General features: G+C 58.3%; 15 protein-coding genes. 6 read left to right on the top strand and 9 right to left on the bottom strand.

The window, feature by feature from the left end; translation table 11 throughout:
- Positions 1 to 89: 89 nt before the first annotated feature.
- Positions 90 to 1,766: a heparinase II/III family protein gene (locus ACI3K0_RS19390; RefSeq protein ID WP_404946056.1), complete on the top strand. Its 1,677-nt coding sequence runs from the start codon at positions 90 to 92 to the stop codon at positions 1,764 to 1,766.
- An 83-nt stretch (positions 1,767 to 1,849) separates the two neighbouring features.
- Positions 1,850 to 3,466 (top strand): bifunctional phosphoribosylaminoimidazolecarboxamide formyltransferase/IMP cyclohydrolase, encoded by a 1,617-nt coding sequence (gene purH, locus ACI3K0_RS19395; RefSeq protein ID WP_404945991.1) that lies wholly within the window; start codon positions 1,850 to 1,852, stop codon positions 3,464 to 3,466.
- A gap of 15 nt (positions 3,467 to 3,481) precedes the next feature.
- On the opposite strand, the gene ACI3K0_RS19400 is transcribed toward purH, so the two are convergent.
- Together ACI3K0_RS19400 and ACI3K0_RS19405 are read right to left on the bottom strand one after the other, a co-directional pair.
- Positions 3,482 to 4,861: an MFS transporter gene (locus tag ACI3K0_RS19400; protein ID WP_404945992.1), complete on the bottom strand. Its 1,380-nt coding sequence runs from the start codon at positions 4,859 to 4,861 to the stop codon at positions 3,482 to 3,484.
- A gap of 13 nt (positions 4,862 to 4,874) precedes the next feature.
- Positions 4,875 to 9,635, bottom strand: coding sequence for an NAD-glutamate dehydrogenase (locus ACI3K0_RS19405; protein ID WP_404945993.1), 4,761 nt, complete (start codon positions 9,633 to 9,635; stop codon positions 4,875 to 4,877).
- A 298-nt stretch (positions 9,636 to 9,933) separates the two neighbouring features.
- On the opposite strand from ACI3K0_RS19405, the gene ACI3K0_RS19410 reads away from it, so the two are divergent.
- Entirely contained in the window at positions 9,934 to 10,617 is a 684-nt protein-coding gene (locus ACI3K0_RS19410; RefSeq protein WP_404945994.1) for a carbonic anhydrase, read from the top strand.
- Positions 10,618 to 10,620: 3 nt separating this feature from the next.
- Here ACI3K0_RS19410 and ACI3K0_RS19415 read toward each other — a convergent pair whose 3' ends face one another.
- From ACI3K0_RS19415 to ACI3K0_RS19425, 3 genes are all read right to left on the bottom strand, one after another.
- Positions 10,621 to 11,430 (bottom strand): lytic transglycosylase domain-containing protein, encoded by an 810-nt coding sequence (locus ACI3K0_RS19415; protein ID WP_404945995.1) that lies wholly within the window; start codon positions 11,428 to 11,430, stop codon positions 10,621 to 10,623.
- A gap of 186 nt (positions 11,431 to 11,616) precedes the next feature.
- On the bottom strand, positions 11,617 to 12,651 hold the full coding sequence (locus ACI3K0_RS19420; protein ID WP_148143793.1) for an aspartate-semialdehyde dehydrogenase: 1,035 nt from the start codon (positions 12,649 to 12,651) through the stop codon (positions 11,617 to 11,619).
- Between the two features lie 111 nt (positions 12,652 to 12,762).
- Positions 12,763 to 13,002: a hypothetical protein gene (locus ACI3K0_RS19425; RefSeq protein ID WP_404945996.1), complete on the bottom strand. Its 240-nt coding sequence runs from the start codon at positions 13,000 to 13,002 to the stop codon at positions 12,763 to 12,765.
- Positions 13,003 to 13,120: 118 nt separating this feature from the next.
- Between ACI3K0_RS19425 and ACI3K0_RS19430 the strand changes: the two genes are divergently transcribed.
- Positions 13,121 to 14,818 carry an MFS transporter gene (locus ACI3K0_RS19430; protein WP_404945997.1) on the top strand — a complete coding sequence of 566 codons (1,698 nt, stop codon included), beginning with the start codon at positions 13,121 to 13,123 and terminating at the stop codon, positions 14,816 to 14,818.
- Between the two features lie 65 nt (positions 14,819 to 14,883).
- Here ACI3K0_RS19430 and leuB read toward each other — a convergent pair whose 3' ends face one another.
- The 3 genes from leuB to ACI3K0_RS19445 all read right to left on the bottom strand — a co-directional run bounded on the left by leuB (position 14,884) and on the right by ACI3K0_RS19445 (position 17,057).
- Entirely contained in the window at positions 14,884 to 15,993 is a 1,110-nt protein-coding gene (gene leuB, locus ACI3K0_RS19435) for a 3-isopropylmalate dehydrogenase (RefSeq protein WP_206828405.1), read from the bottom strand.
- A gap of 108 nt (positions 15,994 to 16,101) precedes the next feature.
- Positions 16,102 to 16,707: a 3-isopropylmalate dehydratase small subunit gene (gene leuD / locus ACI3K0_RS19440; RefSeq protein WP_404945998.1), complete on the bottom strand. Its 606-nt coding sequence runs from the start codon at positions 16,705 to 16,707 to the stop codon at positions 16,102 to 16,104.
- 122 nt (positions 16,708 to 16,829) lie between these two features.
- Complete coding sequence (locus ACI3K0_RS19445; RefSeq protein ID WP_206828407.1) at positions 16,830 to 17,057, bottom strand: hypothetical protein; 228 nt, start codon at positions 17,055 to 17,057, stop codon at positions 16,830 to 16,832.
- A 106-nt stretch (positions 17,058 to 17,163) separates the two neighbouring features.
- Between ACI3K0_RS19445 and ACI3K0_RS19450 the strand changes: the two genes are divergently transcribed.
- Positions 17,164 to 18,057, top strand: coding sequence for an HpcH/HpaI aldolase/citrate lyase family protein (locus ACI3K0_RS19450; protein WP_404945999.1), 894 nt, complete (start codon positions 17,164 to 17,166; stop codon positions 18,055 to 18,057).
- Positions 18,054 to 18,260 (top strand): DUF1737 domain-containing protein, encoded by a 207-nt coding sequence (locus ACI3K0_RS19455; RefSeq protein ID WP_148143787.1) that lies wholly within the window; start codon positions 18,054 to 18,056, stop codon positions 18,258 to 18,260. The genes ACI3K0_RS19450 and ACI3K0_RS19455 overlap by 4 nt, the downstream gene beginning before the upstream one ends.
- Positions 18,261 to 18,271: 11 nt before the next feature.
- Here the strand turns inward: ACI3K0_RS19455 and ACI3K0_RS19460 are convergent, their stop codons facing one another.
- The gene (locus ACI3K0_RS19460) at positions 18,272 to 18,709 is read right to left on the bottom strand and encodes a metallopeptidase family protein (RefSeq protein ID WP_206828410.1); all 438 of its coding nucleotides are present in this window, start codon (positions 18,707 to 18,709) and stop codon (positions 18,272 to 18,274) included.
- Between the last annotated feature and the right edge of the window lie 127 nt (positions 18,710 to 18,836).

Consider the following 18,836-nt stretch of genomic DNA (forward strand, 5'->3'; position numbering starts at 1 on the left):
TCACCATACCGGCAGCATACTTGCCATCCATCTAAAATTGATTCAGCTGATCTAGCGACAACCATTCCGGCGGAGAAACCAGAGTGACCATGCGGCTCGCCGATCGCCGAAGGCTTCTGGCTTCCGGTATGAGGGAAATGCGGCGGCGTTTGCGCCTCCGCATCGCGCCTTATCGCGTCGCCTTGTCTGCTCCGCTGACGTCGGTTCCCGAACGCCTGATCGTTGCTCCGACCGACTTGCGTCCGGTCGATACCTTCATTGCGCATGAAATTCTCGATGGGCGTTTCCCTTTGGCCGGGCGGGTGCTCGAAACACTCGGGGATTCGCCGTTCGAGCTGGAACTGCCTTCGCGGGCCTTTGCCGAGCGCCTGCACGGTTTTGGATGGCTTCGGCATATCAGGGCAGACAGGACGGAAGCGGGCTGTGCGCATGCCCGGCATATCGTGTCGGACTGGATAAATATCCACGGCCGCCGGCGCCGGGGCATAGGCTGGGAGCCGAATGTCGTGGCGACGCGGGTGATTGCGTGGCTGTCTCATTCGACGATTATCCTGCATGCAGCCGAAGCGGGTTTCTATCGGCGGTTCATGAAGAACCTCGCCTATCAAATCAGCTATCTGCGGAAGATTGCCGGCAGCTGCCCGGATGCTGAAAGCCGACTCAGGGTCAGGACAGCGCTGGCGATGGCATCCCTATCCGTACCGACGCGCGTCACTGGGATAAAGCGGGAGGCAATGCTTCTCGACCGCGAGCTCGATCGCCAGATTCTTGCCGATGGAGGACATGTTTCGCGTAGTCCGCGCGCAATCCTCGATATCCTCATCGATCTTCTGCCGCTTCGACAGACCTATATAAACCTCGGTCATGACGTACCCCAGAAGCTCATTCCGGCGATCGACCGGATGTATCCGGCCTTGCGCTTCTTCCGCCACCAGGATGGCGATCTCGCATTGTTCAACGGTGCCGGCTCGACCTCGGCCAGCGAGCTGATGTCCGTTCTGCGTTACGACGAATCCGCCGGAAAGCCGTTCAAGGCTTTGCCGCAGATGAACTATCATCGGCTCAACGCGGACAATACGATAATCATCGTCGATACAGGATGTTCGAGTTCGATCGTGGCATCAAGGGGTGCACATGCCGGTTGCCTCTCGTTCGAAATGTCATCGGGTCGCAATCGTTTCATCGTCAATTCCGGCTCGCCGAAATTCGCGAACCGCTTTTACAAGCATCTTGCCCGTTCCACCGCAGCGCACTCGACCGTCATCATCGAGGAGACTTCGTCCAGCCGGGTGATCAACTCGTCCTTCGCCGGCTCTATCCTGATACCGGGTGTTTCTAAGATCGATGTCGAGCGCTGGGACGACAAGCACGGCAATGACTGGCTGCGTGCCCGGCATGATGGTTACGTCGAAAGTTTCGGTTATACCCATGAGCGCGAGATCGCGCTCAGCGCTGCGGGCGACAAGATCAAGGGATGCGACCGGCTCATTCCTGAAGAGGGGCAAGGCAAGGACAGCCTGACGGCGATCGTGCGCTTTCACATTCATCCGGCGATCAATTTGTTCCGCAGGGATGGCGAAAGCATCGTTTTGGGCGCTCCCGATGGCGAGACCTGGATTTTTGCGGCACCGGGCCTGCATGTGCTGATCGATGAGGACGTCTTCTTCGCCGATGTTTCCGGCATGAGGCCAAGCCAGCAATTGGCGATCGAAGTGCCGCTTCAGGGGCTTCGGGAGATCCGCTGGATGCTGCGGCGGAGCGAATAGGCGTTTCTTCTTTGCGCCAGCTGTGCTAACCGCGGCCCATCCCCTTCCCGCCCCTCTGTGGCAAGCTCTTTCAGGAGAGACCGATGGCCGTTGCTTCCAAAAAAATCCCCGCCCCTGACCGCGTGAAAATCCGCACCGCTCTGCTTTCCGTGTCGGACAAGACCGGCATCATCGAACTGGCGAAGGCGCTTACCGAACAGGGCGTCAGGCTGCTGTCAACCGGCGGCACGCACAAGGCTATCGCGGCAGCCGGGCTTGCCGTCACCGATGTTTCCGAAGTGACCGGCTTTCCGGAAATCATGGACGGCCGCGTGAAGACGCTGCATCCGAATGTTCATGGCGGCCTGCTGTCGATCCGTGACGATGAAGAACATGTCGCGGCGATGAAGCAGCATGGCATCGAGGGCATCGATCTTGCCGTGATCAATCTTTACCCGTTCGAGGAAGTGCACGCTGCCGGTGGCGACTATCCGACGACGGTTGAAAACATCGATATTGGTGGCCCGGCAATGATCCGTGCCTCGGCCAAGAACCACGCCTATGTTGCGATCGTTACCGATCCGGCCGACTATGCGCCGCTGATCGAGGCGCTGAAGGCCAATGGTGGCGAGACGGAATATGCCTTCCGCCAGAAGCTGGCCGCCAAGGCCTATGCCCGCACTGCGGCCTATGACACGGCGATTTCAAACTGGTTTGCCGAAGCGCTCGAAATCGAGACGCCGGCTTACCGGACGATCGGCGGCGTGCTGAAGGAAGCCATGCGTTATGGCGAAAACCCGCATCAGAGCGCCGGTTTCTACGTGACGGGCGAGAACCGTCCGGGTGTTGCGACCGCAACGCTGCTGCAGGGCAAGCAGCTTTCCTACAACAATATCAACGACACGGATGGCGCCTTCGAGCTGATCGGTGAGTTTGCCGCCGATCAGGGTCCGGCCTGCGCGATCATCAAGCACGCAAATCCCTGCGGCGTTGCCACCGGCTCGACGCTGAAGGACGCTTATCTGCGGGCACTGGCCTGCGACAGCACCTCTGCCTTCGGCGGCATCATCGCGCTCAATCAGCTTCTCGATGGCGAGACGGCGGGAGAGATAGTCAAGCTGTTCACCGAAGTCATCATCGCGCCGGAAGTCTCCGAAGAGGCAAAGGCGATCATCGCCAAGAAGCCAAACCTTCGCCTGCTCGTGACAGGCGGCCTGCCTGATCCGCGTTCGCGCGGCATTACCGCAAAGACGGTTGCCGGCGGCCTTCTCGTCCAGAGCCGCGACAGCGGCGTGATCGAAGATGTCGAGCTGAAGGTCGTCACCAAGCGCGCGCCGACGGCGACCGAGATGGAAGACCTGAAGTTCGCCTACAAGGTTGCCAAGCACGTCAAGTCGAACGCTATCGTCTATGCCAAGGAAGGCCAGACGGCGGGTATCGGCGCCGGCCAGATGAGCCGTATCGATTCCGCCCGGATCGCCGGCCTGAAAGCTGAGGATGCGGCCGGGGCGATGGGTTGGGCAGAGCCGATGACCAAGGGTTCGGCGGTTGCTTCGGAAGCCTTCTTCCCGTTCGCGGACGGCCTGCTTTCGGCGATTTCGGCCGGTGCTACCGCCGTCATCCAGCCGGGCGGTTCGATGCGCGATGCGGAAGTTATTGCCGCTGCCGACGAGCATAACGTCGCCATGGTCTTCACCGGCATGCGCCACTTCCGGCACTGATTGGCCGGCCTCACATTATCTGCCGGCCGGATAGGGTGTTCTGACTAAAAGAACCAATCCGGCCGCCAGAAAGACGATCAGCATGGCCATGCCGAGATGAGCCGAACCGCTCGCATAGGTGACAATCGAAAAGGACAGGGTGGCGAGAAAGCTCGTCGCCCGTCCTGAAAGCGCATAAAGGCCGAAATAACGGCCAGTCTCCGAAAGACTGATGGAGCGCGCGAGATAGGATCTCGATGAGGCCTGGACGGGGCCGAAGGCGATCCCGATCAACAGGCCGAACAGTATATAGGCCTTTTCCGCCGCCGTGCCGAACCATCCTCCACTATCTATCTGCGAAAGCGGTATCAGGCCGAACAGGACCGAGTCCGGGCGGGTAGAGACGATCCCAATCGTCGCGATGAACAGCAGGACGAGGCTTGTTACGATCACGGTTTTGGAGCCGAGCGCGCGATCCAGAAGGCCGGCTGCGATACAGGAGAAGATCGCGACGACATTCAGGATGATACCGTAAATGCCGATCTCGATGGTAACCCAACCGAACATACCGGCTGCAAAGGTGCCGCCGAGGATCAGAAGGCCGTTGACACCATCCTGATAGAGCATCCGGGCGATAAGGAATTTCGCGATCCCGCGGCGCTGTTTCAGCTCCTTCAGGGTGCTGCCGAGTTCGCGAAGGCCGAAGCGGACGGCAGTGCCAAACGGCAATCCTTTCTTTGCGTCGGGGGTGAAGAGAAACATCGGCAATATGAAAACGAGATACCAGAGTGCCGCAATCGGGCCGGTGATGCGCGCATCCTCGCCGAGTGCCGGATCAAGACCGAAAAGCGGGGGGATGCCGATCAGGGTCAGGCCGGTTTCTGGATTTGCCGCGAGTAGCGTCACGACGGCGATCAGCACGATCATCCCGCCGAGATAACCCAAGCCCCAGGCGATGTTGGAGATCCTGCCGACCTCATCCCTGGAGATGAGGCGGGGCATCATGGAATCGTTGAAGACGATGGAGAATTCCGCCGCTATCGAGGCCAGGATCATGAAGGTGATCGGCAGGATCAGCGGGGAGCCGGGTGCAGCGAACCACAACATCATGAGGCTTGCAATCTTCACGACGGCAAAGCTTAAGATCCAGGGTTTTCGGGCACCGGACTGATCGGCAATCGAGCCAAGGATAGGCGACAGGATGGCGATAACGATCGAAGAGATCGTCGCCATGTTGCTCCATGCCGCCTGGGCCGAGATCGGGTCGTCGGTCAATCGCGCAACGAAATAGGGGCCGAAGATGAAGGTCGTGACAACGGTGAAGAAGGGCTGGGCCGCCCAGTCGAACAGCATCCAGCCCCAGATACCGCGCCGGCTCGTTTTCGCCGGCGCTTGATCGATGTCGTGACCTCCCATCCGCTACCTCGCTTTACGCCAGTCGTCCGTGTGCCAAATCACCAAGCAGGCCGGCCGCGACGGAGATCTTGGGCAAGGTCAGGTCCCCGCTATCGCTGAGTGCCATCAGTTCGGCTCCTATGCGGTTCACACGCACGCGATCGGCGGCAATCCAAGCCTGTACCGGCTTCTTGTCCTTCCGATGTTCCGTGAGCGCGGTGATGACAATATCGCGCCGCGCGGAGGCAAGCTGCTGCAGGCCGCGGGAAAGCGCCAGGCTCTCGTAGTGGTCCGACGTGCTGATCCTCTCACCGGCAACGATCAGGCGGTTGACGCGGAAGGTCTTGGTGACGCCGAAATAGCTTTCGGCGGCGCGCGCCATGCTCTCGCCGGTTCGGTCGACAATCAGCATGATTTCCGGAGCGATGACGAGAGCGGACAGCGTGCGGATCTCGGCGATCAGGCTTGCCGGAGCGCCCTGAGCCTCAAGTTCAGCTGCAAGCGGCGCCGCTTCGGCAATTACCTCCTCGGTCATTGCGCCATGCAGGCCCTTGATCGCAGCCTTGAGCCTTGCAACGGCCTCGGTCAGCGGTGCAGCGCTAATCTGCGTCTGAAGGGCGAGATAGGTGCCTATGGTGATGATGCGGTTGATCTGCGCATGCAGATCGTTCTGAACCGAGCCAGGGATGCGATTGTCCAGCGTATCGACCTCGGCCCAGAGGCGCGGCAGGTCGAAGCCGTCTCGGATCAGGAAGATCGCCTTGACGACATTCGCTGCGGTTGCGCCGGTCATGTCGCTCATCATCTGGATGAAGCCGGGACCGCCGCGGTTTACCGCTTCGTTTGCAAGTGCGGTCGCGACGATTTCGCGATGCAGGCGATGGTTTTCGATATCGCCGGCATATGGCTTCTGCATCTTGGCCGGGAAATAGGCCTTGAGAATCGCCGCAAAATACGGGTCGTCAGGAATTACGCTTTCGAGAAGCGCATCGAAGAGAACGATCTTCGAATAGGAGAGCAGAACGCCGATTTCCGGGCGGGAGAGCGGCTTGCCTGCCGCATAACGCTCGGCCAGCTCCGCATCGTCCGGCAGGGTTTCGACCTTGCGGTTGAGCTTACCCTGCCCTTCCAGCACTGACATCAGGCGGGAGAGCTGTTCGCGGTTGCCGATGCCTCTGCGTTCGATCAGTGAGATCGACAGAGGCTGGAGGTAGTTGTTGCGAAGAACCAGTTCCGCCACTTCATCGGTCATAGATGCCAGAAGCTTGTTGCGCTTGTCACGCGGCAGGCGAGCGTCCTGCATGGCGGCATTGAGCGCGATCTTGATGTTGACCTCGACGTCGGATGAATTGACGCCGGCGGAATTGTCGATCGCGTCGGAATTGCAGCGCCCGCCCGCCAGCGAATAGGCAATGCGGCCCTTCTGGGTGACGCCGAGATTGGCGCCCTCGCCGATCACCTTGGCGCGCACTTCACCCGCCGTGACGCGGATCGGGTCATTGGCGCGATCGCCGACTTCCGTATCCGTCTCGGCTGCCGCTCTGATATAGGTGCCGATGCCGCCGAACCAGAGGAGATCGGCTTCGCTCTTGAGGATCGCCGTCATGATCTCGAACGGCGTGGCCGTCGTCTTGTCGAGGCCGATCGCCGATGCCGCCTGTTTGGTCAGCTTTACCGATTTTTCTGAGCGGGAGATGATCATCGCGCCATCGGACAGCGTGCTGCGATCATAATCCTGCCAGCTGGAGCGCGGCAGGGCGAACATGCGACTGCGCTCCTTGAAGGATTTTTGTGTATCCGGATCCGGATCGATGAAGATATCGCGGTGATCGAAGGCGGCGATCAGGCGGATCTTTGGCGAGAGCAGCATGCCGTTGCCGAAGACGTCACCGGACATGTCGCCAACGCCGACGACGTTGAAGGGGGTCGTCTGGATGTCGACGTCCATTTCACGGAAATGCCGCTTGACGGCTTCCCATGCACCGCGGGCGGTAATGCCCATCTTCTTGTGATCGTAACCTGCCGATCCGCCGGAGGCGAATGCATCGTCCAGCCAGAAGCCGGCTTCCTGCGCCAGCCCATTGGCGGTGTCGGAGAAGGTTGCGGTGCCCTTGTCGGCGGCGACGACAAAATAGGGGTCGTCACCATCGATGCGGATCGTGTCCTTCGGTCCGACGATCTCGCCTTCGACGATGTTATCGGTGATCGACAGAAGCGTGCGGATATAGGTCTTGTAGGCTTCCTTGCCGGCATTGAAGACTTCGTCACGCGAGCCACCGGCGGGCAGCATTTTCGGGAAGAAACCGCCCTTGGCGCCGACCGGCACGATGACGGCGTTCTTCACCTGTTGCGCCTTGACCAGGCCAAGCACTTCGGTCCGGTAATCCTCGCCACGATCCGACCAGCGCAGGCCGCCGCGAGCAACCTTGCCGAAGCGCAGGTGCACGCCTTCGACCTCGGTGCCGTAAGCGAACATTTCGCGGAAGGGACGAGGCTGCGGCAGGCCGTCGAGAAGCTCGGGATCGAACTTGAAGGCCAGCATTCTCTTTGGTGCGCCGTTTTCATCGCGCTGGAAATAGTTGGTGCGCAGCGTCGAATCGATGGCGTTGACGAAGCGCCGCAGCGTGCGGTCCTCGTCGAGGCTGGGCACGGCCGAAAGGCTGATCTCGATGGCGCCATGAAGCTGTACCAGCTTCTTCGTCCGCGCCTTTTCAGCGAGATCCGGGTCGAAACTGGTCTGGAAAAGCTTGAAGATGGTGGCTGCCGCTTCAGGATATTTGACCAGCGTATCGGCGATGTAGGCCTGGGAATAAACGATGCCGGTCTGTCGCAGATAGCGGGCATAGGCGCGCAGAACCGTGGTTTCGCGGGCAGAGAGGCCGGCCAGCAGAACAAGACGGTTGAAGCCGTCATTGTCGACCGATCCCTCGAATGCCAGAAGAAACGCCTCTTCAAGAAGCGGGCCTTCCTGCGAAAGGTCGATCTCGCGTCCATCGCGGAGCTGCAGTTCCATGTCATGCAGGACGATCAGTTTGGCGTCCGGACCGACGTGGATTTCGAAGGTCTGCTCGCTCACAACCCGGAAGCCGAGGTTTTCCAGAAGCGGTACACGGCGCGACAGCGACAGGTGGTGATCGCCGTGGAAGATTTTTAGCGAGACGCTGTTGGCCTCATCGGTCGGGCGCTTGTAGAATTCGATACGGATGGTTTCGCCGGAAGCGCAGGCGGCGATATCCGGCAGGTCGGCAAAGGTTTCTTCCGGCGTGAAGGCTTCCTGGAAGGCATTGGTTACAGAAAGCCGGGGGCCGTTTTCGGCCAGAAGCGAGAACTGCTCTTCCCAGGGCGTGGAGATCAGCCGGATCGCTTCCTCGAGCTTTGCCTGGCTTATACGGGGCGTCTTGCCGCCGCGGCGTCCGATGATGAAGTGGACGCGCGCCACACCACCTTCGGGGAAGGCGGGGTAATAGGCCGATACATGACCCTCAAATACGCGCGCCAGATAGGCGCCGACCTTTTCCCGGACCAGCGAATTATAGTCCTCGCGCGGCACGTAAACGATCGTCGAGACGAAGCGGTCGAAATGGTCGATACGAGCAAGCGTGCGCACGCGCGGCCTCTCGCTCAATTCCATGATTTGTTCGCAGAATTTCGCCAGAAGATCGGTATCGATCTGGAAGAGATCATCGCGCGGGTAGGATTCGAGAGTGTTTTCCAGCATGCGGCCGGAATGGCTGTAGGGGTCGAAACCGAAATGCCGATCGATGTCCTCGACCTTTTCGCGCAGCAACGGAACTTCCCGGACGGATTGGGTATAGGCGGTTGCGGTGAAAAGGCCGACGATCCGCAGTTCGCCGACGACATGACCGTTTTCGTCAAACCGCTTGACGCCGATATAGTCCATATAGGCGCGTCGATGGACAACGGATTTCACATTCGCCTTGGTGACGATGAGGAATTGCGGCCCATCGAGGAATTCGAGAATCTCCGGCGTGGTCGTTACCTGGTCCTTGCCCTGGCGCAGAACCAGAACGTCCGGATCGGACAGAATGCCGAGGCCCCTGCCCTTGCCGCGTTCCACGGTCGCCTTGGATCCCTTGCCGGAATAGACGTATTCGCGCATGCCGAGGAAGGTGAAATTGTCGTCACGCAGCCAATCGAGGAAGGCCAGTGCCTCTTCGCGATTGGCGCCCTTGCGGGGCTTGGCATTCAAAAGCTGCTTGGCGGCGCCATCCATAGTGTCGAGCATGGCGGACCAGTCGGTGATCGACAGATGCACCTGATCGAGGATGAAGCGGATGCGCTCGATCAGAAGATTGGCCTGTTCCTCGTTCAACTGAGCGATATGGAGCTGGATGAGGCTGACCTGATGTGCTGGGTCGGTCGGCTCGTCATTGCTGCGCAGCACCGGCTCCTTGCCCGGTTCGATCGTCAAGATCGGGTGAACGGCCATGACGAGGCCACGATGGCTGGCCGTTACCTCGCCCATGACGGAATCGAACAGGAACGGCATGTTCCGGTCGATCACTGTCAAAACCCAGACGGGTATCCCGTCTGGTTCGACACCGGGTATCTGGGTGACTGTGATATCGGCACGGACGCGGTTCCACGCCTTGACGCGGGCTGCAGCGTGCGCTGCGGCAATCCCGAGCATTTCCGGAGTGTAGCTTGAAAGATCATCGTCGCTTGCGCGCCCGAACAGAATGGCTGGATCGAGAAAGTCCTTGCCGGCCTTGCTCGCGAATGATCGCGCCCCATCCATCTGCTTGCTGCGCTTGGGGCTATTCTTCCAGACCATGATCTCTCCCTTTTCTGGCTGAATGCTGCAGGGAACGGCGCGAATCCGTCCACTTCGGAGCAATTAGCACTGTTTTGCTCATCAATCTTGACAGGAATTGGCAAAGAATTGTTGCCACGACAATAAAATCGATTTTTTCAGCATATGATCATGAATATAGCCCTTCATCGCCTGATATCCTCATAGGATCTGCAGATAGGGCCAATTCAAAAGCCTATGAGGCCAAAGCGAGTAAGGAACCGGATTGCGCGTAACGGGCCGTTGATCTTGTTTCAAAGGCATAATATTCGTAGCCCTCATGACCTATTTCCCAGCCAAACTGCTTGCGGGTTACCGCAACTTCATGAGCGGACGCTATACCGATGAGCGCGAGCGTTACCGTGTTCTTGCCGAAAACGGGCAGAAGCCTCACACGCTGCTGATTGCCTGTTGTGATTCCCGCGCCGCACCGGAGACGATTTTCGACTGTGGTCCGGGTGAGCTTTTCGTGGTTCGCAACATCGCCAACATGGTGCCGCCCTATGAGCCGGACAGCCAGTTTCATGGCACGTCTGCGGCGCTCGAATACGCCATTCAGGTTCTGAAGATCCGCGATATCGTGGTCATGGGCCATGGTCGCTGCGGCGGTATCCAGGCGGCACTAGATCCAACGCTTGAGCCGCTTTCACCCGGCGATTTCATAGGCAAGTGGATCGGGCTTGTCAGGCCCGCGGCCTCACAGATCCAGAGTAATGACCTGATGACGGCGTCGGAGCGTCAGACGGCGCTCGAGCGGGTCTCCATCCGCAATTCGATCGCCAATCTGGCGAGTTTCCCGTTCATCAAGACGTTGACCGAAAAGGGTGAACTCTCGGTTCACGGCGCCTGGTTCGACATATCGAGTGGAGAACTTTGGGTGATGAATGAGAAGGGCGACTTCATGCGCCCGGATCTCGAAGTAGAACTGGCGCCCCCCCAGGAGGACGAAGCGCCAGCCCCCTGACGCTTATTTACCGTCGATCTGCGCGCCCATATAGGCAATGGCGCGCTGATAGACCGTTGCTGCATTCCAGCCCTGGATGGCTACGAAGCTCGGTTCGCCTGGCTGGTAGCCGGCGCCGTTCACCCAGCCATGGCCCTTCAGGAAGTTCGCGGTGGATGCAAGCGCATCGGCACGCGAGCCAACCATATCGATATGGCCGTCGCCATCACCATCGGCACCGTAACGAATGACGCTGAGTGGAAGGAACTGGGTCTGGCCGATTTCGCCATGGGCGGCGCCCTTGGCGGTCGTGCTCAGATCGCCGCGGGCGACAAGCTTGAGCGCAGCATAGAGCTGTTCGGTGAAATAATCCGAGCGACGGCAATCATATGCAAGCGTTGCCACGGCGGACAGTGTGTGCTGGTTGCCCATGAAACGGCCAAAGCCGGTTTCCATGCCCCAGATGGCGATGATCGGACCGGCGGGCACGCCATAACGGCGCTCGAGGCGGTCGAAGAGCGCCGCATTGGCCGCCTTCATCTTCTTGCCTTGCGAGATGATGGTCGTGGCGCCACGCTTTTTCAGGAATTCGTCGAAGGAAAGCTTGAAGCTCTTCTGGCCGCGATCGGCGCTGATGGTCGGGCGATTGTAGGAAACGTTGGCGAATGCACGATCAAGCACAGCCGGGCTGATACCGTTTGAAGGAGCAACGCTCTTGAAATCCTGCACCCAGCGATCGAAGCCGGATGAATCATTGCCGCATTGCTGCGCAGCAGCTGGGCCTGCAATAGCCAATGTAGTGAAGGCCAGTCCTGCGAGTAGAAGCTTTTTCATGCTTTAATCCGTGTTTGCCGTTCAGCGGCGGTGCATCCCTACCCCACTATTCATTGCAAACGCGGCCGGTTGCAAGAAAACACCGCCCCGGCACCATGAATAGTTCGTGAGGACATCCTTACGAAAAGAAAACCCCGCCCAATGGCGGGATTTTCTAAATCGATATGCTTAACAATTTCTGATTTTTCAGGCTGCAGCCTGGCGCGGCTTGATGAGGCCACGGTTGACCAGCAATTCTGCGATCTGGATGGCGTTCAAGGCAGCGCCCTTGCGCAGGTTATCGGAGACGACCCAGATGTTGAGGCCGTTCTCAACCGTTGCATCCTCGCGAATACGGGAGATGTAGGTCGCATCTTCGCCGGCGGATTCGACCGGTGTGATGTAGCCACCATTCTCATGCTTGTCGATGACGAGGCAGCCTGGTGCTTCGCGCAGGATGTCACGCGCCTGATCGGCAGTGATCTCGTTTTCGAACTCGATGTTGACCGATTCGGAGTGACCGATGAAGACCGGAACGCGAACTGCGGTGCAGGTTACCTTGATCTTCGGATCGAGCATCTTCTTGGTTTCAGCGAGAACCTTCCACTCTTCCTTCGTATATCCATCTTCCATGAAGACATCGATATGCGGGATGACGTTGAAGGCGATGCGCTTGGTGAACTTCTTCGATTCGATCGGATCGGCGACGAAGACGGCACGTGTCTGGGTGAAGAGTTCGTCCATGCCTTCCTTGCCGGCACCGGAGACCGACTGGTAGGTGGAAACGACGACGCGCTTGATCTTGGCGAAATCATGCAGCGGCTTCAGTGCCACGACGAGCTGGGCAGTCGAGCAATTCGGGTTTGCGATGATGTTCTTCTTGGTGAAGCCAGAGACCGCATCCGGGTTTACTTCTGGAACGATGAGCGGCACTTCGGCATCATAACGCCATGCGGACGAGTTATCGATGACGACGCAGCCCTGCGCTCCGATCTTCGGCGACCACTTCTTGGAAACATCGCCGCCAGCGGACATCAGGCAGATGTCGGTCGTCGAAAAATCGTAGTTTTCCAGGTTGGAAACCTTGAGCGTCTTGTCGCCGAAGGAGACCTCGGTGCCCTGTGAACGGGCAGAAGCCAGCGCAACAACCTCAGAAGCCGGAAAGCCGCGCTCTGCCAGGATGTTCAGCATTTCCCGGCCGACATTGCCGGTAGCACCGGCGACTGCAATCTTGAAACCCATGTCTATGCTCTCTTTCTGTCTCTCCTCGGTCTTGTGAGGGGGAAGCCGAGCCATTTGGCACGGTGTTCCTTGTCCCCGGCCTTACCGGGGAGAGAGCGGCGGCCAGAGACGTCAGACGGTTTTCGTCGTCGTTTTGGCCATGGTTTTGGAGAAAGCGAAAAAACGCTGTCCGGCTTGATCAGCCGGCAGGCAAGATGCAGCGATGTCAAAGTCGCAGGCGATCATTTGGGCGTTTTCCCGTTCGCGCATGTGTTTAGAACATTTTGGAATGGAGTCAAGCTGCGTGGAGCATCCATGCGGCCTCGCTTGAAAGCCGCTCTTTAGACGAAAGTCATAATCCCAAAGCATCACTCACCGGATGTCCTGATTTCTGTCAATCTGAGAGCATCGCGTTACGGTTGTTTTGGCAAAGGAGGAAAGGCCAAAACAGTTACTAGGGCGCGTGGTTTCACCTTGTGGGAGGACGACAATGGCAAATGTCGCAACGGCGGCTGATAGCAGAACAAAGCCGATGACGCCCGAAGAGAGGAAGGTGATCATCGCCTCCTCGCTCGGTACTGTGTTCGAGTGGTACGATTTCTATCTTTACGGAACGCTGGCTGCGATTATCGGCAAGCAGTTCTTCTCGCAATTCCCACCGGCGACGCAGGCGATTTTCGCACTCCTGACATTTGCCGCAGGCTTCCTGGTCCGGCCGTTCGGCGCCCTGGTCTTCGGTCGCCTCGGTGACCTGGTTGGCCGAAAATACACATTTCTTCTCACCATCCTGATCATGGGCCTATCGACCTTCGCTGTCGGTCTTCTGCCGAGCTATGACCAGATCGGTGTCATTGCCCCCATCATTCTTGTGCTGCTTCGCATGGCTCAAGGCCTGGCGCTGGGTGGCGAATATGGCGGTGCGGTGGTCTATGTTGCCGAGCATTCGCCGCGCAACAGGCGCGGTTTCTACACTGCCTGGATCCAGACCACGGCCACATTGGGCCTGCTTCTGTCACTGTTCGTGATCGTGACCTTGCGCATGAATCTCGGTGAGGAGGCATTCCAGACGACGCAGCCGATCTTGTTCGGCCTTCAGGGCGGATGGCGCATTCCCTTCCTCCTGTCGATCATCCTGCTGATCATCTCGATCTACATTCGTCTGCAGATGCATGAATCACCGCTCTTCAAAAAGATGAAGGAAGAAGGAACCCAGTCGAAGGCGCCGCTTTCTGAAGCTTTCGGCACCTGGAACAACGGCAAGATCGTGCTAATCGCGCTGTTCGGCCTCGTGATCGGTCAGGCGGTCGTCTGGTATACGGGGCAGTTCTATGCCCTGTTCTTCCTGCAGACCGTGCTGAAGGTCGATCTTCTCACTGCCAACGTGCTGATCGCCTGGGCGCTGATCATCGCTACCCCCTTCTTCCTGGTGTTCGGTTCGCTCTCTGACCGGATCGGACGCAAACCGGTGATCCTGGCGGGCTGCATCCTTGCGGCAGCGACTTACTTTCCGCTGTTCAGTGCGCTAACAACGGCTGCCAATCCGACCTATGCCAACGCTATCGAGACAGTGAAGGCAGAGGTATCGGCTGATCCCGCTACTTGCGGCTCGCTGTTCGACCCGGTCGGGATTCGCACCTTCACGACACCTTGCGACGTGATGCGCCGAACCATGTCGCAGCAGGCCTTCCGCTATACGCAGGTGAGCGCACCTGCCGGTTCGCCGGCCCAGCTCATCATCAACGGCGGTACCCCGATCGTCTTCGCGGATGCTCCGGCTTTCAGTGCAGCGCTCGGTCCTGCCATGGTGGCGGCCGGCTATCCGGCAGCCAATGACCCGGCAAAGGTCAAGGTCGACGGGTTCTTCGCTGCGCTTGCCAACGGTCAGTCGCTGAAAATCATCGCAATCCTGACGGTCATGGTCATCTACGTGACCATCGTCTACGGCCCGATCGCTGCTGCACTTGTCGAGTTCTTCCCGACCCGCATCCGCTATACGGCGATGTCGCTGCCTTACCACATTGGTAACGGCTGGTTCGGTGGCCTGCTGCCGGCCACCTCCTTTGCGATCGTCGCCTCTACCGGCGATATCTTCGCAGGTCTTTGGTATCCGGTTATCTTCGCGCTCTTGACGGTCGTTATCGGCGTCCTGTTCGTCCGCGAGAAACGGGACGTCGATCTCGCGAATTGAGGCCACCAGACAGAAAAAAGGCCCGGCACGATGTGCCGGGCCCTTTCCAGTTGTATTTCGCCCGTTCAGGCAGAAAGAGCCTGGAATTCCTTGAGAATGGCATCGCCCATCTCGGTCGTGCCGACCTGGCGGCAACCTTCCCCCATGATGTCTCCGGTGCGGATGCCCTTGTCGAGAACCGTGGCGATCGCCTTTTCGAGATGATCGGCTTCCGCAATCATGTTGAACGAATAACGCAGGCACATGGCGAAGGAGGCGATCATCGCGATCGGGTTCGCAATTCCCTTTCCGGCGATGTCCGGTGCCGAACCGTGCACGGGTTCATACATGGCCTTGCGCTGGCCGGTCTTGGCATCTGCTGCACCAAGCGAGGCGGAAGGCAGCATGCCGAGCGAACCGGTCAGCATGGCGGCCACATCCGACAGCATGTCGCCGAAGAGATTGTCGGTGACGATGACGTCAAACTGTTTTGGCGCGCGCACGAGCTGCATGCCGCCGGCATCGGCCAGCATATGCTCCAGCTTGACGTCCGAATAGGAGCGCTTGTGGGTTTCGGTCACGACCTGGTTCCACAGAACGCCGGACTTCATGACATTGCGCTTTTCCATCGAGCAAACGGTATTCTTGCGCGTGCGGGCAAGCTCGAAGGCAACACCGGCGATACGTTCGATCTCGTAAGTGTCGTAAATCTGGGTGTCGATACCGCGTTTCTGGCCGTTGCCGAGATCGATGATTTCTTTCGGCTCACCGAAATAAACGCCGCCGGTCAGCTCGCGAACGATGAGGATGTCGAGGCCTTCGACGAGTTCCGGTTTCAGCGACGAAGCGGAGGCCAGTGCCGGGTAGCAGATTGCCGGGCGCAAGTTGGCGAAAAGCTCCATATCCTTGCGCAGACGCAGGAGGCCGGCTTCGGGGCGAACCTCATAGGGAACCGTATCCCATTTCGGGCCGCCGACGGCACCGAACAGAACGGCATCCGCCGCCATTGCCTTGGCCATGTCCTCTTCGGAAATAGCAACACCGTGTGCATCATAGGCGCTACCGCCAACAAGGCCTTCGTCGAGCGAGAAATCGGCCTTCATTGCATCGTTCATGTAGGCGATGATCTTGCGCACTTCGCCCATGGCTTCAGGGCCGATACCGTCACCGGGAAGAAGGAAGAGGTTCTTTGCCATTCGTCTGCTGTCCTTGCAGGTTCTGCAGGCTCACAATCCCTCACGCAGCATTGCTGCGCCTGGAACCCCCCTTATCCGAGCCTGCCGCAGGACAAGGGGCCTTATCCATTAGAGCCAAGGACGATCGTTGCGGTTCTTCGTCTCGAAGCTCGCGATTGCAGCATCGCTTTTCAGCGTCGAGGCAATGTCATCCAGTCCTTCGAGAAGGATCTGGCGACGACCGGCGTCGATATCGAAATGAAGACGGCCACCATCCGGGCCGGTGATTTCCTGGGCTTCGAGATCGACCGTCAGGATGGCATTCGAGCCACGCTCTGCGTCATCCATCAGCTTTTCCAGATCTTCGGGGCTGACGACGATCGGCAGGATGCCGTTCTTGAAACAGTTATTATAGAAAATATCGGCGAAGCTGGTGGAAATCACGCAGCGGATGCCGAAATCCAGCAATGCCCAGGGAGCGTGTTCGCGGGACGAACCACAGCCGAAATTGTCGCCGGCAACGATGATTTTGGCATCGCGATAAGCCGGTTTATTCAATACGAAATCAGGGTTCTCGGAACCATCCTCGCGATAACGAGCCTCGGCGAACAGGCCCTTTCCAAGACCAGTGCGCTTGATCGTCTTTAGATAGTCCTTCGGAATGATCATGTCGGTGTCGACATTGACAACCGGAAGGGGGGCGGCAACGCCCGTCAGCTTTTCGAATTTTTCCATGATCGGCCTCCACGAAGACTTTATAGCGCTGCCATAAAGTATTTTCAGGAGAATTTGAAGTCCGATTCAGTACCAATCGGTACGCCGTTCGGCGGCGCCCCATGACCGGCTGATTTAAGGACTTACATGTCGATGATGGTACCGCGACCGTCGTTCCAGACGCGCATCTCACTCTGCCTGCTCTTGGCACGAACCGGCACAGGTTTCAGTTTGTTCGAGAGCATCTTTCCTATGGAAAGAATGGCAAGCGTTCCCATGAATGCAATCGTCAGCGATGCAGTCAAAAGAGCTGCTGCAGCGAGGAGGGCAATTGCCGTGACGATAACGAAAAAGGACCGAATGTTTTGCATGTCCAAACCTTTCTTCGTGTGAAAATGTGGGCCTTGTCATCCCGGCTTGCAAGAGGCTCATGCGGGTTTGATTGCCGGGATCGCAAAATATTGGCAAAAGAAGGCGATGGAGTTCTTGAAAAATCATATTGCGCCGGTTCGTCGTTCGCTTCTCAGCGTTCCTGCCGACAATAAGCGTGCCTTGGAAAAAGCGCCGGGCCTTGATTGCGATGGCGTGATCTACGACCTCGAAGATTCCGTTGCGCCCGAGAAAAAGGCGGAAGCACGCGACAATCTCGCGAATGCTTTCTCGCAACAATGCCAGTCGCAACAGGAACGGATCGTCCGCATCAATCCGCTCGAAAGCGGGTTCGGGGAGGATGATCTGAAACTGGTTGCGCAGATCCTGCCGGATGCGGTTGCTCTTCCCAAGGTCGAACATACCGACGAAATCGCTGCGGTGGGCGATATGCTTACCCGGTTTGCTCCGGCGAGATCGATCGCTTTGTGGGCGATGATCGAGACCCCGAAAGGTGTTCTGAATGCCGCGTCGATTGCGGTGGCCGAGAACGGCCCGAAATGTCTTGTGGTCGGCTCGAATGACCTGCGTAAGGAGACCGGGGTTCTGCCTCAGCCGGGGCGGGCTTATCTCGTGCCATGGCTGATGCAGATCGTGCTTGCCGGCCGTGCCTATGGCGTCGATGTGATCGACAGCGTGTTCAACGATTTCAGGGACGATGCCGGTTTTGCCACCGAATGTGCGCAGGGCAGGGCAATGGGCTTTTCAGGAAAAATGCTCATTCACCCGGCGCAGATCGACATTGCCAACCGGCATTTCGGGCCGGATCCGCAGGCCATCGCCCAAGCGGAGGCGATCGTTTCGGCTTTCGAAAGGCCGGAGGCGCAAGGCCTCAACGTTATCAACCTTGATGGAAAAATGATCGAGCGCCTTCACTTCGAGGAGGCTAAGACACTTCTGGCGCAGGCCGCCATGATTTTTGCAAGAAAGAAGTCCCAATGAAACTTTATCGACTGCTGACCGCTCCGGACGATGCCTCATTCTGCCACAAGGTAACGGCTGCCCTGAACAAGGGATGGGAACTTTACGGTTCGCCGACCTATGCCTTCAACGCTGCAACGGGGATCATGCAGTGCGGTCAGGCGGTGACGAAGACCGTAGAGGGCAAGGATTATCATCCGGATATAAAGCTCGGCGAACAATAGGATGCCGCGGGTCAGCGCTGGGTGGCATTCTCGGCGCTGGCCTCGATCCGCTCCATGTCTTCGTCGCTCAGACCGAAGTGGTGGCCGATTTCATGGATCAGCACATGGGTGATGATATCACCCAGGGTTTCCTCGTTTTCAGCCCAGTAGTCCAGGATCGGGCGGCGGTAGAGCCGGATCCGGTTTGGAAGCTCTCCCGTTTCCACGGTAAACCGTTCGGAAATTCCACGCCCTTCGAAAAGGCCAAGCAAATCGAACGGCGTTTCCAGCGCCATGTCCTCGAAAACGTCATCGTCCGGGAAATCTTCGATCTCAATGGTGAGATTGGTGGTGAGGGCCCTGAATTCTTCCGGAAGATGACCATAGGCATCGATCGCAAGCGACTCGAACGTGCTTATCGTTGGCGCATGGCGATCCTGCCAGTCGTCTGTTTGGTCAATGCGAGCCATTGGTTCTCCCTTTGTGAGAGACATATAAGGCCGATGATCCTTTTTTTCGAGATAAGAATCATCGCTATAGCAAATGAGGAAAAGATTCCTGTCCGGTGATGATTGACTCTCCTGCCGGGCTCTGGAA

Origin of the sequence: Rhizobium sp. ZW T2_16 (assembly GCF_044987325.1) — a bacterium.
GTDB lineage: Bacteria > Pseudomonadota > Alphaproteobacteria > Rhizobiales > Rhizobiaceae > Neorhizobium > Neorhizobium cellulosilyticum.